This window comes from Gottfriedia luciferensis (assembly GCF_002156865.1).
GTDB classification, from domain to species: domain Bacteria; phylum Bacillota; class Bacilli; order Bacillales; family Bacillaceae_G; genus Gottfriedia; species Gottfriedia luciferensis.
Window position 1 is genome coordinate 166,195 of sequence record NZ_NCTA01000005.1, and the last position, 15,891, is coordinate 182,085.

At 32.1% G+C, this 15,891-nt stretch carries 15 protein-coding genes; 7 read left to right on the forward strand and 8 right to left on the reverse strand.

Annotation, left to right across the window (positions count from 1 at the left end):
• Positions 1 to 81: 81 nt before the first annotated feature.
• A complete protein-coding gene (gene dnaE, locus B7R67_RS06235; protein WP_088068587.1) occupies positions 82 to 3,426 on the reverse strand; it encodes a DNA polymerase III subunit alpha in 3,345 nt (1,114 codons plus the stop codon).
• A gap of 172 nt (positions 3,427 to 3,598) precedes the next feature.
• On the opposite strand from dnaE, the gene B7R67_RS06240 reads away from it, so the two are divergent.
• Together B7R67_RS06240 and ytrI are read left to right on the forward strand one after the other, a co-directional pair.
• Complete coding sequence (locus B7R67_RS06240; protein ID WP_088068589.1) at positions 3,599 to 3,934, forward strand: YtrH family sporulation protein; 336 nt, start codon at positions 3,599 to 3,601, stop codon at positions 3,932 to 3,934.
• On the forward strand, positions 3,934 to 4,437 hold the full coding sequence (gene ytrI, locus B7R67_RS06245; protein ID WP_088068591.1) for a sporulation membrane protein YtrI: 504 nt from the start codon (positions 3,934 to 3,936) through the stop codon (positions 4,435 to 4,437). The genes B7R67_RS06240 and ytrI overlap by 1 nt, the downstream gene beginning before the upstream one ends.
• Positions 4,438 to 4,489: 52 nt before the next feature.
• On the opposite strand, the gene B7R67_RS06250 is transcribed toward ytrI, so the two are convergent.
• Positions 4,490 to 5,428 (reverse strand): DHH family phosphoesterase, encoded by a 939-nt coding sequence (locus B7R67_RS06250; protein WP_088068593.1) that lies wholly within the window; start codon positions 5,426 to 5,428, stop codon positions 4,490 to 4,492.
• Between the two features lie 93 nt (positions 5,429 to 5,521).
• Between B7R67_RS06250 and B7R67_RS06255 the strand changes: the two genes are divergently transcribed.
• Complete coding sequence (locus B7R67_RS06255) at positions 5,522 to 5,812, forward strand: YtpI family protein (protein WP_088068595.1); 291 nt, start codon at positions 5,522 to 5,524, stop codon at positions 5,810 to 5,812.
• 32 nt (positions 5,813 to 5,844) lie between these two features.
• On the forward strand, positions 5,845 to 6,858 hold the full coding sequence (locus tag B7R67_RS06260) for a hypothetical protein (protein ID WP_088068598.1): 1,014 nt from the start codon (positions 5,845 to 5,847) through the stop codon (positions 6,856 to 6,858).
• A 628-nt stretch (positions 6,859 to 7,486) separates the two neighbouring features.
• Here B7R67_RS06260 and B7R67_RS06265 read toward each other — a convergent pair.
• Positions 7,487 to 8,803, reverse strand: a complete 1,317-nt coding sequence (locus B7R67_RS06265; protein WP_088068600.1) for a DRTGG domain-containing protein — start codon at positions 8,801 to 8,803, stop codon at positions 7,487 to 7,489.
• 129 nt (positions 8,804 to 8,932) lie between these two features.
• Entirely contained in the window at positions 8,933 to 9,619 is a 687-nt protein-coding gene (locus B7R67_RS06270; protein ID WP_088068602.1) for a metal-dependent hydrolase, read from the reverse strand.
• A gap of 241 nt (positions 9,620 to 9,860) precedes the next feature.
• Here B7R67_RS06270 and B7R67_RS06275 point away from each other — a divergent pair, with 241 nt between their 5' ends.
• Both B7R67_RS06275 and B7R67_RS06280 read left to right on the forward strand, forming a co-directional pair.
• Positions 9,861 to 10,955, forward strand: coding sequence for a M24 family metallopeptidase (locus tag B7R67_RS06275; RefSeq protein WP_088068604.1), 1,095 nt, complete (start codon positions 9,861 to 9,863; stop codon positions 10,953 to 10,955).
• 1 nt (position 10,956) lies between these two features.
• The gene (locus B7R67_RS06280; protein ID WP_088068606.1) at positions 10,957 to 11,478 is read left to right on the forward strand and encodes a GNAT family N-acetyltransferase; all 522 of its coding nucleotides are present in this window, start codon (positions 10,957 to 10,959) and stop codon (positions 11,476 to 11,478) included.
• 70 nt (positions 11,479 to 11,548) lie between these two features.
• Here B7R67_RS06280 and B7R67_RS06285 read toward each other — a convergent pair whose 3' ends face one another.
• From B7R67_RS06285 to B7R67_RS06295, 3 genes are all read right to left on the reverse strand, one after another.
• Entirely contained in the window at positions 11,549 to 11,842 is a 294-nt protein-coding gene (locus tag B7R67_RS06285; RefSeq protein WP_407920381.1) for a hypothetical protein, read from the reverse strand.
• Between the two features lie 230 nt (positions 11,843 to 12,072).
• Positions 12,073 to 13,206, reverse strand: a complete 1,134-nt coding sequence (ald, locus tag B7R67_RS06290) for an alanine dehydrogenase (protein WP_088068608.1) — start codon at positions 13,204 to 13,206, stop codon at positions 12,073 to 12,075.
• A 246-nt stretch (positions 13,207 to 13,452) separates the two neighbouring features.
• On the reverse strand, positions 13,453 to 14,226 hold the full coding sequence (locus tag B7R67_RS06295) for an SDR family oxidoreductase (protein WP_088068610.1): 774 nt from the start codon (positions 14,224 to 14,226) through the stop codon (positions 13,453 to 13,455).
• Between the two features lie 259 nt (positions 14,227 to 14,485).
• On the opposite strand from B7R67_RS06295, the gene B7R67_RS06300 reads away from it, so the two are divergent.
• Positions 14,486 to 14,809 carry a hypothetical protein gene (locus B7R67_RS06300; protein WP_088068612.1) on the forward strand — a complete coding sequence of 108 codons (324 nt, stop codon included), beginning with the start codon at positions 14,486 to 14,488 and terminating at the stop codon, positions 14,807 to 14,809.
• 218 nt (positions 14,810 to 15,027) lie between these two features.
• Here the strand turns inward: B7R67_RS06300 and B7R67_RS06305 are convergent, their stop codons facing one another.
• On the reverse strand, positions 15,028 to 15,873 hold the full coding sequence (locus tag B7R67_RS06305) for an EcsC family protein (protein ID WP_088068614.1): 846 nt from the start codon (positions 15,871 to 15,873) through the stop codon (positions 15,028 to 15,030).
• Between the last annotated feature and the right edge of the window lie 18 nt (positions 15,874 to 15,891).

Genomic DNA, 15,891 nt, shown 5'->3' on the forward strand with positions numbered 1-15,891 from the left:
ATTTTCTCTTTAAAGGTAATGTAAAATTATTCTTTAGAATAAGATCCCATGTTTATAATAAATGATTTTGAAGAAAGTTGTCTATTTCTTTAATACAACATTTACATCCCCTACTATTTTTTTTAACAATGTAAGACATTCTACAGAGGGATTTACATAATATTGTTCAGATAATTGAACTGCTTTTTTATCTTCTTCATAATAAAGAACTACCTTCGTATGTCCTTTAAAATTAGAGATTGTTTGCTGTATCGTATAAGAAATATTTTTATTAGTATGCCCCGTTATTTTAATAAATAAAGTATACTCTTTTTGCTCATTTCTTTCTTCCATTTCTTCAACCGTTAGAACTTCATTAATAATTAATTGTTTTCTTTCTTCTCGTTCATCAATCTTCGCTTTAACTACAACGACTTCTTTTTCCTTTAATTTGTGGCGATATTTTTCATAAGTAGTCGGAAAAATAACTGCATCAATAGTAGTACTTAAATCTTCAACTTGTAAAAAAGCCATCTGCTGTTGTTTCTTTGTTTTGGTAATTCTTAAATCTTTAATGTAAACGAATAAAAAATGCTCTTTCTCTTTTTTTAGCATAGCTGATGAAATCGTAGAAGTACCACTCTCATTTTGCAGTTTCTCATACTGGCTTATTGGATGACCCGTTAAATAAGTTCCTAAAGCTTGCTTCTCGAGTTCTAGCTTTATGGACATTTTCATTGGATCAACTTTCACTATTTCTGGTTTTGGAACAAAGTCTTCATCAAGAAATAAATCAAATTGATCCTCGTTTTCAGGTCGAACAATATCGACATAATCAAAAATTGTATCGATATTTGCAAGCAAAGTCGCACGATCGAGATTAAACTCATCAAAACAACCAGCATAAATTAAATTTTCTATGCTTTTACGGTTTAATGCCTTTGGTGATATTTTTATACACACATCAAAAAAATCTTTATAAGGACGCTTTTGTAAAATTTCTCTCACTGTAGCCATACCGATATTTTTAATTGCCAACAAACTATAGCGAATTGCTTTCCCTTCTACCACAAACGCATAATGGCTTTTATTAATTGAAGGCGGATAAATTGGTATCCCCCTAAGCTTTGCTTCACCAATATAGTTTGATATTTTTTCTTCACTTCCAATAAAACTAGATAAAAGTGCTGCGTAAAATTGTAAAGGATAATTTGCTTTTAAGAAAGCTAATTGATAGGCAATCATACTGTAGGCTACAGCATGGCTTCGGTTAAAACCGTAATTTGCAAATTGTACAATTAAATCATAAACCTCGTTTGCAACAATTTCATCGTACCCCTTTGAAATTGCACCTTGTACAAAATGAATTCGTTCTTCGTCTAAAACTTCCTTTTTCTTTTTACTTACCGCACGGCGAAGTAAATCTGCTTCACTTAAAGAAAAGCCTGCAAGCGTCGAGGCAATTTGCATAATTTGCTCTTGATAAATAATAACGCCATATGTTGGTTCTAATATTTTTTCTAAGTCAGGATGAGGATAAGTAACGGTATCCAACCCATGTTTATATTGTATAAATTTAGGGATTTGTTCCATTGGTCCTGGGCGGTACAAAGCATTAACAGCTACTATATCTTCAAACTGGTTAGGTTGTAGTTGTTGTAATACTCTTCTCATTCCTGAAGATTCTAACTGAAATACACCCGAAGTGTCTCCCTTACTTAGGACCTCGAATGTTTTTTTATCTGTTAATGGAATCTCTTCTAATATAATTTCATCGCCGTTTGTTTCATAAATTAATCGACAAACATCTTCCAACAAACTTAAATTTCTTAGACCTAAAAAGTCCATTTTTACTAATCCCAGTTCTTCAAGGATTTCTGCAGGATATTGTGTTAAAAACACACCATGATTTCCTTCCTGTAATGGAACAACATTTGTTAATGGAAGTTCAGATATAATAACACCTGCAGCATGGATGCTTGTGTGACGTGGTAACCCTTCAACTTTACAAGCTACTTCAAAAATCCGTTTATGAATTCCAGAATGTTCAACATGGCTACTGAATGCTTTTGATTGTTCATATACGTCTTTCAATGTAATTCCTATCGTTGAAGGAATTAACTTAGAGTATCGATCAATTTCAGTTGGTGTTAAACCCATTACCCTAGCAATATCACGTATGGCAGCTTTTGCTCCTAAAGTTCCGAATGTAATAATTTGTGCAACATGTACATCTCCATATTTAGAAGCTACATAGTCAATCATTTCATCACGACGATGATCCGGGAAATCAATATCTATATCAGGCATTGTAATTCTTTCTTCGTTTAAGAATCGCTCGAAAAGCAAATTATAATGAATTGGATCAACATTTGTGATTTTTAAAACATAGGCAACTAATGAACCTGCTGCAGAACCACGACCTGGCCCTACAGTTATGCCTTGTTCATGTGCATATTTAATAAAATCCCAAACAATAAGGAAATAATCATTAAATCCCATTTTGTGAATTGTCTTTAACTCATATTCCAATCTTTGTTTAAGTTCATCATTTATTGTCCCATAACGCTCTACCATTCCTTGTTCGCAAACTAGCCTTAAATATTCAATAGTTGAATATTCCTCGGGTACAGGGTATTTCGGTAATAACGTTTGATGAAAAGGTATCGTTACATCACATATATCCGCAATATGTATTGTATTTTGAAATGCTTCTTCTTCATCAGAAAATAAATTCAATAATTCTGTTTTTGACTTATAATAATACTCATTCGAATGTAATCTTGGTCTAGATTCATCCGATAATTTAGTTCCATTCTTTACTGAGAATAATGCATCTTGAATCAATGCATCTTCTTTTTCAATATACCGAACATCATTTGTGATAACTAAGCTTATTGCTGTTTCATTTTGTAATTCCTTTATTAGTGGATTTAAAGAACGATCCTCAGATAAACCATGATCTTGAATACTGACAAAAAACTCTTCAAAAATTGATTGATACTCTATTACATGCTCTTTCGCTCTTTCGAATTCTCCGTTCAAAAGTAAGTATTCAATTTCTCCATCAATTCCAGGAGTAATTGCTATAACGCCTCTACTATATGCAGTTAACCATTTTTTAGGAATTCCTTGAGGAGATTTTGTGCCTATGATACTTGTAAGCTTTAACAAATTTTGATATCCAGTTAAATCTTTCGCTAGTAATACCATTGGATATGCATGTTGGTCATCCATTAAAATGGATAGTTTCACTCCTATAATAGGCTTTATACCCGCTTTCTTACACGCATGATAAAAAGGTATTACTCCGTACATGACATTTTCATCTGCAATTGCAAGCGCAGGATGTCCTTGCTTAACAGCAGCGTTTATTAATTCATCTATTTTACATGCGCTTTGCAATAAACTATAAGAACTTTGAACTTGCAAATGAACAAAACTCATCTACATCCTCCTTACCATCTTTTTTATATAATCTATTCTATCACAAAATACGAACTTACATTCTATTTTTGTTCGTAAATATAAAATCAAAGCAATAATTATGAACTTACTTTAATACTCATCATACACAATTCACTTTGTCCATATATATAAAATGAAGGAGTGAGCGCGTATGGAGCTTAAATTACCATTTATACCGGCATTAATTTCAATGTACTTTATATCCCTCGGCATTATGATTGGTGGTTCAATCATTGGTTCAATCGGCTACTATGTAATTGGCCAACCACCTCTTAGTAGCATGTATGATTTATCAATGAAGCTGCGAATATGGGCAATTGTCGGAGCAATTGGTGGTACCTTTGATACTTTTTATAGTTTTGAAAAAGGGTTATTTGAAGGTGAAACCATTGAATTTATAAAACAAATTTTTATGATAATCGCCGCTATGGGAGGTACACATACTGGCACGATTATCATCCAATGGTTTACAGGAGAACATGTCTAATGAAGGCTCCTCCAGAACGACTTTCACAAGGTTGGGCAAAGTTTTTTGTAGGTATTTTTTTTGGTTTTGTTATTAGCTGGCTCGTATTTATTTATATGTATGGTGTAACAGAAGAAGAGCAAGTAAAACAAATATCTGAATTACAAATGATCAATAAAGATTTAATAAGAGATAAAAATATTTTAATTGAAAGTACTGAACGATTAAACAAGGAAAATAAACGAAATTTAACTGTACAAGAAATTAGAGTTACTATATTGAATTCCAAACAATATAATTTAAACGTATTCACTACGCATCAGCTTATTAGTGATGTAAAGAATGACTTAAGCCATTTATTAACACAAGATATAAAAAGTGTATCTCAAAATCGTGAATTATTAAGAAGAGCCGTTGAAAACAAGGTTTATATAAAAGATGATCGACGCTTTAAACTTGAAATCGATACAATATACTTCGATACGGTATTAGAAATAACATTAAAAATTAAAAGCACAAAATAAATGAGAGGCTTTTTCTAGTAAATAAAAGCCTCTCTTACTTATGATTAAAAACTTATGCTTCTTCTCTACACACCTTTTTTAACTCTTCAACAACTTGATCCGCTTCTTCCCATGAGAAGATTTTAGCACCAGATGCAAGTGGATGGCCGCCACCGTTAAACATAGCAGCTACCCCATTAATAACTGGCCCCTTTGAGCGCAGACGAACTCGAATTAAATCATCTTCTTCTAAAAATATTACCCATGCTTTTACACCTTTAATATGACCAAGTGAGCTTACTGCCAATGAAGCTTGCTCAGAGTTCACATTATATTGTTCCATTAGAGCCTTTGTCATGTTTATATGACCGACTCCTTCTTCAGTAAGTTTAAAATTTTGAAGAACATATCCATTTAAATGAGCCATTTCAATTGATGTTTCATACATATTGTCATAAATTTCATTAATTGAAAAATCTTTTTTAATTAATTTACTAGCTGCATGGAACGTTCTTTCAGTTGTACTTGGGAATAAAAATCTTCCAGTATCTCCAATAATCCCTGCGTAAATTAATCTTGCGGCTTGATCAGTAAGAATTAATTGTTCGTTACTGCTTTCTGCAAGCTCAAAAATCAATTCGCTTGTTGAGCTAGCAGTTGTATCTACGTGCATAATATCTCCGTATGGATCAACATTCGGATGGTGATCAATTTTAATTATTTTTTTACCAGTAGTATATCTAGCATCATCCACACGCTCTGTATTTGCAGTGTCACATACAATCACTAGAGCTTCTTTATATACCTCATCCGCAATCTCATCCATTTTATATAAATACTCTAGTGACTGTGGTAAATGACCAACTACATATACACTTTTACCGGGATAACTAGCTTTTATCATTTCCGCTAAACCACATTGAGAACCAATTGCATCTGGATCTGGACGAACATGACGATGGATAATAATCGTTTCAAACATATGTATATCTTTTAAAATTTGTTCCTTCATCATTAAACTCTCCTTTAAATGAAAACTTTTGAAATATAGTTTCTATCACGTTAAAATAGAAGTATGTATTAGTACTTGAAAGGTGGAAGCTAAGTGAATAGCATTGCAACTATTGTCATTATATCTTTTCTATTCTTCTTATTTTATGTTACCAAATTTTTCTTTACAAGCGAACTTTTAACAAAAAAAATTGCAGGCTCTCGTGCTAGATTAACTTTTGGTCTATTTTTATTGTTATATGGTGTAAATCAGATTGTCGCAAACGTTGAATTATTAACAATTTGTGTTGGAATCGTATTCATCATATTTGGTATTGCAAATCTTTACCGTGGATACTTACAAAATAAACATTACAAAGCAATCGAAAGTAAACAAACAGTTTAATAAATTATCATTCTAGAAGGTGAGAAAACAACATGATGACAGAAGAGCTATTCTCATCAAAATTTGATGAACTGATAGAATTATCACATTCTAGTAATAAACTTGAAAAACTTCTAACTTTTGCAGAAGAATTAGAGAATCAAGAGGAATGGAGCTATTTATATTACGTCAATATGGAATTAGCAGAAACTGCTTGTTCGATCGGCGAAGCAGATTTGTTTATCGATACTTTTTTTTGGTGCTTAGATTTATATGACCAAAATAAAGATAGGCTAGAATTAGACAATCTTTTATGGCAATACAAGTGGTTATTAGAAATAATACCACAATCTTTACGATTTACATTAGAGGACATCTATGGCTATTTTGAGGATTTTAAGAATCGTTTATTGCTAGCGAACTATTCTTTAAGGCCATATTATCAAGCACTATTTGTAAATGAGTTGTATTTAAATAAACTAGAGCATGCGAAACAGAACTATCAATTATTTAAAGACTCTCCAAGAGATGACTTTAGTAATTGTGAAAAGTGTGAAATGTACGATGAAATGAATTTTTTCTTAAAGTTAAATAATCTAAAACAAGCACTAACAATTCAAAACGAAATTATTAGTAGTTCGATTGAATGCGATGATGCCATTCATAAATCCTACTCAAAATTACTTCTTCCACTATACGAAGATGGTAAAATAGAGAATGCTTTAATCATTCAACAAAAAGCTTATTTTGTTACGTATGATCGAACAAAATACATTCCAGAATTAGCTGAGCAAATAATCTTTTTAACTTTTGTAGATCAGGATAGAGCACTCGAATTGTTTTATAAGCATGTGGATTTATGTGATAATTTTTCTAATCTATCATATAAGTTTGACTACTGGTTGGCTGCATTGTTTATGGCAAAAAAATTAGAAATAAATGAGCATGATTTTATTTATGATCTTAAAAAACTAGAGAAAATTGTGTATGATTTAGCGAATGATTTTGACTCTCGAAACGAAAATACTGAGTATGTGAATAAAGTTAATAAACTTCTTTCGGTTTAATATTTACTATTTATTAAACTTTAAAAATAAGCCCCTAATGGGCTTATTTTTTTATGCTATTGAAAAATGAATCTATCAATTATCAATACTCTTACCTTAATTATTGTCTATAAAAAAGCATGTGACTTGTTGAATTCCACTGCAGGATGCTCGCTTTCCGTGGGGCGTGAGCTGAGCCTCCTCGGCAAGCCTGTGGGGTCTCACCCTTCCCGCTACTCCCACAGGAGTCGAGCCTCCTTCCGTTCCATTCAACTAATACAAAAGTAAATGTGTTTCTTTTTAAAATCTAAATTAATCACTATACAAGTCTACTTTGTTATTTTTCAAGTATAAAACATATCAAAAATTTAGTCCGTGTTTGATTTCTTAATCAATACATCTCAACTAAAAATAGATTTTGACTAATATTTTTTTAGATTATATTAGGATTCTGTTTATAGTCCAGATATACCCAATAAAATTTGCAGTTATATCAAAGAAATTTAGTTTTTACAAAAATCATCCTAATTTCTACGAAGATCAATTTTTTTTATTAATTTCATTTAGTGTTATATTGACTACTTTATATTTCAATTTCAAACTTAGAAAAAAAATAAGCCCTCATCAGGCTTATTTTTTCATGTATCTTTTATCGATCTAATAATTGCATCATCATTAAAGCCTTGCCTACTAATATTCCTTGTTGGAATACTTCAACATCAACTTTTCCGAATTTACGACCTAATTCTAATACTTTTGGTTTAATTTCAATTACATCATCAATTTGAACAGGCTGAACGAAATAGATCGTAATATTTTCAACGATTAAGTCCCCTTTTTTCATATCGCGAACAGCTCGTTTTCCTGCTTCAGTTACAATCGTTGTAAATACACCATGTGATAGTGTACCAATTACATTTGTCATTTGTGGTGTTACATTACATCTAATTGAAAAGTCTTCATTTTTTTGTTCTTTATTATTATGAAATTGACTAGTTACAATATCATCGATTGTTTCACCGACTTGTGGTTGTCGTTGTAATTGTTGTAACGCTTCTAGTACGTCTTGACGACTTATAATTCCAATTAAGTTATTAGAAGAATTAACAACTGGTAAAAGTTCAATACCTTCCCATACCATCATTCTAGCTGCAGCAGCAACTGACATTTTCTCATTTACGCTTATTGGCTGCCTAGTCATTACTTTATCAATTCTTTGTGTACGTTGTTCATGAATAATATCCTTTGAAGTAACAATTCCGATTAGTTTACCTCGATCATCTACTACTGGATATCGACCATGCCCTGTAACTCGATTAAATTCAAACCATTTCTCAACTTCATCTGATGGAGATAAAGTAGCTGTTTTTTCAGTTGGAATTAAAATATCCTCAACTAGTACAATATCTTTTTTTATTAATTGATCATATATCGCTCGATTGATTAAAGTGGCCACAGTAAAAGTATCATAGCTAGATGAAATAATTGGCATCTTCATTTCATCTGCAAGACGCTTCACACTTTCATCCGTATCAAATCCACCAGTTACTAAAACTGCTGAACCTTCTTTTAATGCAAGTTCATGAGCTTTAACACGGTTACCGACAATTAATAAATTATTGGCACTAATATATCTCATCATCGCATCAAGCTGCATCGCTCCGATAACAAATTTATTTAATGTTTTATGTAATCCTTCTTTCCCACCTAAAACTTGTCCATCTACAATATTAACTACTTCTGCAAAAGTTAATTTTTCAATGTTTTCTTTTCGTTTCGTCTCGATTCGAATCGTACCTACACGTTCAATCGTACTAACGAAACCTTTGTTTTCAGCATCTTTAATTGCTCTATATGCAGTACCTTCACTTACACCTAAGTCTTTTGCTATTTGTCTAACAGATATTTTATGACCAACTGGTAGTTGTTCAATATGTTCTAGAATTTGATCATGCTTTGTAGTCAATTACCTCACCAAGCTTTCAATGGTTGTATTAATATTTTTATTAACTATTATATAACAATTCATACCATGAAAAAAAGCACGTTTAAACGTGCTTTTAAATCTGTACTAATATTTTTTAGTATATCTATATTACAATAATGAAATTGTAGTATTCGGCTCATGGATATAGCCATTTTGCTTTGGTAGTTTAGAAACAAATTCATTAGGATCAACTTGGATTGGTGGGAACGTATTATAATGCATTGGAATTACTTGCTTTGCATCTATCCATTCCGAAGCAATTACCGCATCATCGATCCCCATTGTAAAGTGATTTCCTATTGGTAAATACGCTAAATCAATCTTTTCATATTCACCTAATGTTTTCATTCCTCTATATAATGCCGTATCTCCAGCATGATAAATTGTTTTACCAGCTATTTTTAATAGTACACCTGATGGTGGTCCTACATTAATAATCTGTTTATTTTCATCATCAACAATACTTGATCCGTGAATTGCCTCAATTAATTTTAATTTACCAAATGAAAACTCTTTTTCTCCACCTATATGCATAGGAACAACCTTGACACCCTGCCAAGATATCCACGTAGCTAATTCTACAGGAGCAATAACAGTTGCATCATTTTGTTTAGCGAGTTCAACCGTATCACCTAAATGATCTCCATGTCCATGTGTAACATAAATATAATTCACTTTAATATCTTGAACTTTTACATTCGTATGAGGATTTCCGTTAATAAATGGATCAATAATAATTGAATCATGACCATGCTCTACTAGAATGACACTATGCCCGAAATAAGTAATTTTCAAACGAACTCGCTCCTCTTTAATAAATTTAGTCACTACCATATTTTAACAGATATTATAAAATTAAAAAAACAGGAAATTAAGCAGTATACAGATAAATTTAAAAAATGTGATTTTCAGACAGTTTGAAGTTAACTATTTTACGAAAATCAATATAAAATGGTAAAATAGTACTGTTAACCACTGTAAAGAAACACAAACTTTGTTTATTACAGTAAATTGTATTTTAGAAAGGATGTTACAAATGGAACACCGTATACAAAATCTATCAACTTGGTTAAAAGAGCAAGATATTCAACTTGGATTTATTACATCTACTGAGAACGTATTTTATTTAACTAATTTCCATTGTAATCCACATGAGCGTCTATTAGCTTGTTTAGTATTTCCAAATGATGAGCCAATTCTTGTATGCCCACAAATGGAAGTTGGCCATGTAAAAAATGCAGGATGGAAGTATGACGTAATCGGCTTTAATGATAGTCAAGATCCATGGACAATGATTCAAGAATCATTAGCAAAACGCAATATTTCAGTAAATCGTATGGCGATTGAAAAAGAGCACCTACTTGTAGGGCGTTATGAAAGATTAGTTCAGTTATTCCCAGGAGTACAATTCCTTGCAGCTGAAGAAAAATTACATGATTTACGTTTAATTAAAGATAGTGAAGAAATTCGTCGTATGCAAGTTGCAGCAGAAGCAGCTGATATGGCTTGCCAAATCATTGTTGATCGTATTGCTGAAGGCAAAACAGAAATGGATTTAATTGCTGAAATGGAATACGAAATGAAGAAAAAAGGAATTTCTAAAACTTCTTTTAGTACGTTAATTTTAACTGGTGCAAATTCAGCACTTCCTCACGGAAACCCTGGTACTAACCCAATTAAAAAAGGTGATTTCGTATTAATGGACTTAGGTTTTATCGTTGATGGCTATTGCTCTGATATCACTCGTACAGTAATGTTTGGTCAACCTAATGATCAACAACGCGAAATTTATGAAACCGTTTTAAAAGGACAACTTGCTGCAATCGAAGTAAGTAAACCAGGAGAAATATTAGGAAACGTTGATCGCGCTGCTCGTCAAATTATTGCAGACGCTGGTTATGGCGAATATTTCGTTCACCGTATTGGACATGGTTTAGGTATTGGCATTCATGATTATCCTTCAGTAAACGACTCAAATACAGGTATTATTAAACCTGGTATGTCATACACAATTGAACCAGGAATCTATGTACCAAATGTTGGTGGAGTTCGTATTGAGGATGATATCGTTATTACTGAAACTGGTGCAGTTACTCTAACGAAATTCCCTAAAGAATTAATCATTCTGTAATATGATTGAGGACCAATTATTAAAAATCCGAAAAGTACTTCCCTCTGATATCCCTATTATGCATAAATGGGAATGTGATGATGAGATTGGTAAGCTTGTAGGAATCGAAAAGCCAAGGTCTTTAAATGACATGGTACTAGGCTATGAAAAATACTTTGATGGACTAAAACTTAATCTTAATTTGTTCACAATTGAATACAACGATATTTGCGTTGGAAGAATTGAATTAGGAAATCTTGATAAAGAAAATAATCATGCCGCTTTTGGAATCGTAATTGGTGATAAAGCAATGCAAAATAAAGGACTTGGTTCATTTGCATTAAACTATTTACTTAATTATGCTTTTAATGAATTAAAACTCGTAAAAATATATGGTGAAGTATATGATTATAATATTGCTTCACAAAAATTCCTCACTAAATTAGGTTTTCATTTAGATGGTATATTGCGCAAACATGAGTTTTTTAAAGGAGCTCATCGTGATATGTATCAATATAGCCTTTTAAGAGAAGAATTTATTTAAAATAGGATAAAATCCCTTCTTCATTTAGATGGAGAAGGGATTTTTTTTGCCCATAAGAATAGGCTTATTTTTATACTTTTTGAAGGATCGTATGTTGCAAAGGCACACCACCCATTGATACATTTCGTTCGATTAAATGATATTGTTTACCATTTATAACAAAAAGCCTATTACCTTTGTATTCAACTTCCTTACCTTGGCTTTCTAACTCAGCTTTTACAGCATTCGCATATTCTTTTAAATCAATATATCGTTCATCCAAATCTAAAGTAATATTTTGATTACGATAACCCATAAGCCAATTAAACCCAAGTACACCTGCAATTAGCATAAGAAGTACATAAATAAAATCCAATATTACCACTCCCTTTTATACATTAGATGGATATTTTTTCCATATTGTACTATATTTTACTTTCTATAATGTCCCTTGTAACTAATCAAATTTAATGGAGTATTTTTTATAAATTATGTAGAAAGTCATAAGATTCTTGCTGATTTTGAATTTCAACTTTTTTCCGCTTCCCCAGGATGGAATTCAGGTTAATACAAAAAATCCCTAACCAAATTGGAAAGGGATTTAATAATTTAAAATTAGTTTGTAGAAACAGAAGTACCTTGTAATAAAGTAGTTGCTTCTTTGAACTCTAATCCGTGTGCTTCAGCTACTGCTTCGTAAGTTACATAACCATCAAGTGTGTTGATACCTTTGAATAATGCAGTATTTTCTAAGCAAGCTTTTTGATAGCCTTTGTTAGCGATTTGTACAGCATATGGTACAGTAACATTTGTTAATGCCATAGTTGAAGTACGAGGTACTGCACCTGGCATATTAGCTACAGCATAGTGTACTACTCCATGTTTCTCATAAGTTGGGAAATCATGAGTTGTAATACGGTCAGTTGTTTCAAAAATACCACCTTGGTCAATTGCAATATCAACTACAACTGAACCTGGCTCCATTGATTCGATCATTTCTTTTGTAACAAGTTTTGGCGCTTTAGCACCTGGAATTAATACTGCACCGATTACAAGATCTGATTCTTTAACAGCTTCAGCAATATTATAAGGATTTGACATTAAAGTCGTAATTTGATGACCAAAAATGTCATCTAATTGACGTAAACGATCTGGATTTAAATCAATCATTGTAACGTGAGCACCAAGACCAACAGCTACTTTAGCAGCATTTGTTCCAGCTACACCTCCACCAATGATTGTAACTTTTCCACGACGAACACCAGGTACGCCACCTAATAAGATACCTTTTCCGCCTTTGTTTTTCTCAAGGAATTGAGCACCAATTTGTGCTGACATACGTCCAGCTACTTCACTCATAGGAGTTAATAATGGTAAAGTATTGCCAACTTGTACAGTTTCATATGCAATACCAACTACTTTTTTATCAATTAAAGCCTTCGTTAACTCAGGCTCTGGAGCTAAGTGTAAGTATGTGAATAAGATTAATCCTTCACGGAAGTAACCATATTCGCTCGGAATTGGTTCTTTAACTTTCATAACCATTTCATTGTTCCAAGCTTCTTCAGCAGTTTCAACGATTGTTGCACCAGCTTTTATATATTCTTCATTAGTAAAGCCTGAACCAAGTCCAGCACCTGTTTCAATATAAACTGAATGACCATGACCAACTAAGTTCATTACTCCAGCTGGTGTCATTGCTACACGATTTTCATTATTTTTAATTTCTTTTGGTACCCCAATACGCATGTCATTTCCCCCTGAAATATATATTCTAATTCGTGCCTCTTAGGATGAATTTTTATCTAATCAAATAATACAATTTTATATTAACACAAATACTTAAATGCACAAATGAAAACGCTTAAATTCTTATAATAAAAGTTAATTCAGAATCTTTTTTATTATCATAAGGACAGGATCAAGGAGTCTTTCCTGCTTTTCTTGCTCTTAAAATAAAATATGCTTTATCAAATAGAATTGTCCCACTTAAAATCACGATAATGGGATATGTCGGTATTTATGAATAACATCTAATGCACCTGTTATTTCAAACACATCTCCAGTAATAAAATCTGATTCTTCTTTACATAAAAATTGAACCATTCTAGCTACATCTTCACCGGTTCCCGACCTTCCTACTGGTGCAACACCTTTTCCATGTTTTGTTGCTTCATTTTGATTCGATTCTTTCATATCTCCAAAAATGTCGCCGGGACAAATCATATTTGACGTAATCCCGTTTTCTGCTTCTTCATAAGCTATTGTTTTTGTTAAGGAGACTAGTCCTACTTTTGCTGCACTAAATGCAGATCGATAAATCCATCCTGAAGCTGAATTTGCACCCTGAAATCCATAATTTATAATACGGCCATATTTTTGATTCCTCATTATAGGAATAATTTGCTTCAAAAGATAAAACACACTATGCAAATTTCCATACAACAAGTATTCCCACTCTTCTTCAGTGTAGTCTGCCAGTTTTTTACGAGTAAATAAATACGGCCCTGCATTATTTATTAAACAATCAATCCTACCGAATTTCTCCATTGTTTTTGAGACAATCTCTTTTGCGAATGATTTATCCGATATATCACCTTTTACGAAGAGCACACGGTCTATATAATCTTTCCATTCTTCCTTTCGTTCCTTGACAGCTTGTTCATCGGAAAAGTACGTTACTGTAACTGAATACCCATCACTTAAAAAAGTTTCAGTAACCTTCTTTCCTAACCCCTTCGTTCCTGCCGTAATGACAGCATGTCTCATAAAACTCTTCCTTTCGATCTAAATAATTTTATCTAATCCTTCAAATCATCTAGATAAACCAATCAACTCTATCTATTTGTAAGAAATTTTCTATCCAATCTTTAAAAAATTATGTATTTATCTTATACAATAGTACTGCTATTTAGTAAGATTATTTTATAAAAAGATAAGTTAGTTTTCTATTATATTGAATTAATTTTCATTATTAATTTCCAATTATTTTTTTCAATGTATAATATAGTCTAGAGGGGGAGTAAATATGTTTCAAGAATATTTTTCATACGATGAACGATTAGGTATTTTTCTACCCAAGTTAAAATTGGATTGGGAAGATTACTCTCACGTTGAACAACAAATGATATTGACCGAATGGGAATACATCCGTGGAGAAATACCAGATCATATTAAACGATTAGAGTTTACAATCAATGATAAGCAAGAACGATTAAATCATGAATCGGATTTTACTTTAAGTTGTAAGCTAAACTCTGAAATTGCTGATTTAGCCTCAATTATAAATGATCTTTGGATTTGGTTTAGAAGTAACCAACAAATATCATATAATTCAAAAATACATGGATAAAAACGAAGATCGCGAGCGTTTAGCGGGCAGTCTGAGAGCCAACACATTTATTATGTAGAAACATTTTAAATCTGATTATCAGACTGATTGAAACGCTTGTCTTTCGAGGAGCGAAGCTTGGTGAGGAGCGGAGTTACCCTAGTCGGTAATGAGCACCGCAGACAAGCGAAGCAACAAAGAAAACGAGCGTTTATAAACAGTCTGAGAGCCAACATATATTATGTTGGCTCTATTTTTATCCGATTCGATAATAACCGATATTGATAAAATTGCTTCGCATACTCTAATACATTTTTCGTAAAAGATTCGTTCCATTTTGAACCGATTGATACGCCCAATAATGGAACGCCCCCTAAGACTTTACTCCTTAGTGAGTGGATAAGAAATAACTTACTCATTTGTAATAACAAAGTATAAATTAAACCTTCTCCGCTAAATTCATTTTCCCAAACTGCAAATACATCCTCATCTTCATGCTTTGTTATATCATCCATTAATTTATTCCATGTTACATATTTTTCTGTTGCCGGCAGCATGGCACCTTGTAGAACTTTTAAACTACATTCCATTTCTTTTGGAATACTTACATCATATCCATAGCATATTGCAATTTCTTGTACAGATTTAAGATTAATAAATAATAATGCGGGTAAATCACTAATTAAAGCAAGCTTAGAACTAGTGCCGCTAATTCCACCTTGTACACTTGAAATAATTAGTGCCTTGGAAATTTCTTGTTCTGCTAAAAAATTTAATTGTCTTAATGGTAATTTTCTTAAATCACTGATCGACCTAACATCACTTTTTAAAATTTGAGCACGTTTCAAAATATCCATTTTCTTTTCCTGAAACTGTTTAGTCGTTTGTAATAATGATTGAGTGTGGAAAAAAGATGTTGAAAAAAATTCATTAAAGGCATTCGTATAGCCTTGAGGTATTTTTTGAAGGAGAAATTTAGAAGAATTATTATATAATTGTTCAAATTTATTTGGTACGATTTGTTGTTTCTTCTTAACCAAATCATTGAGTTCAATCCACAAATTATATTCTTTCATTTGATCCATACTATCACCTCATATATA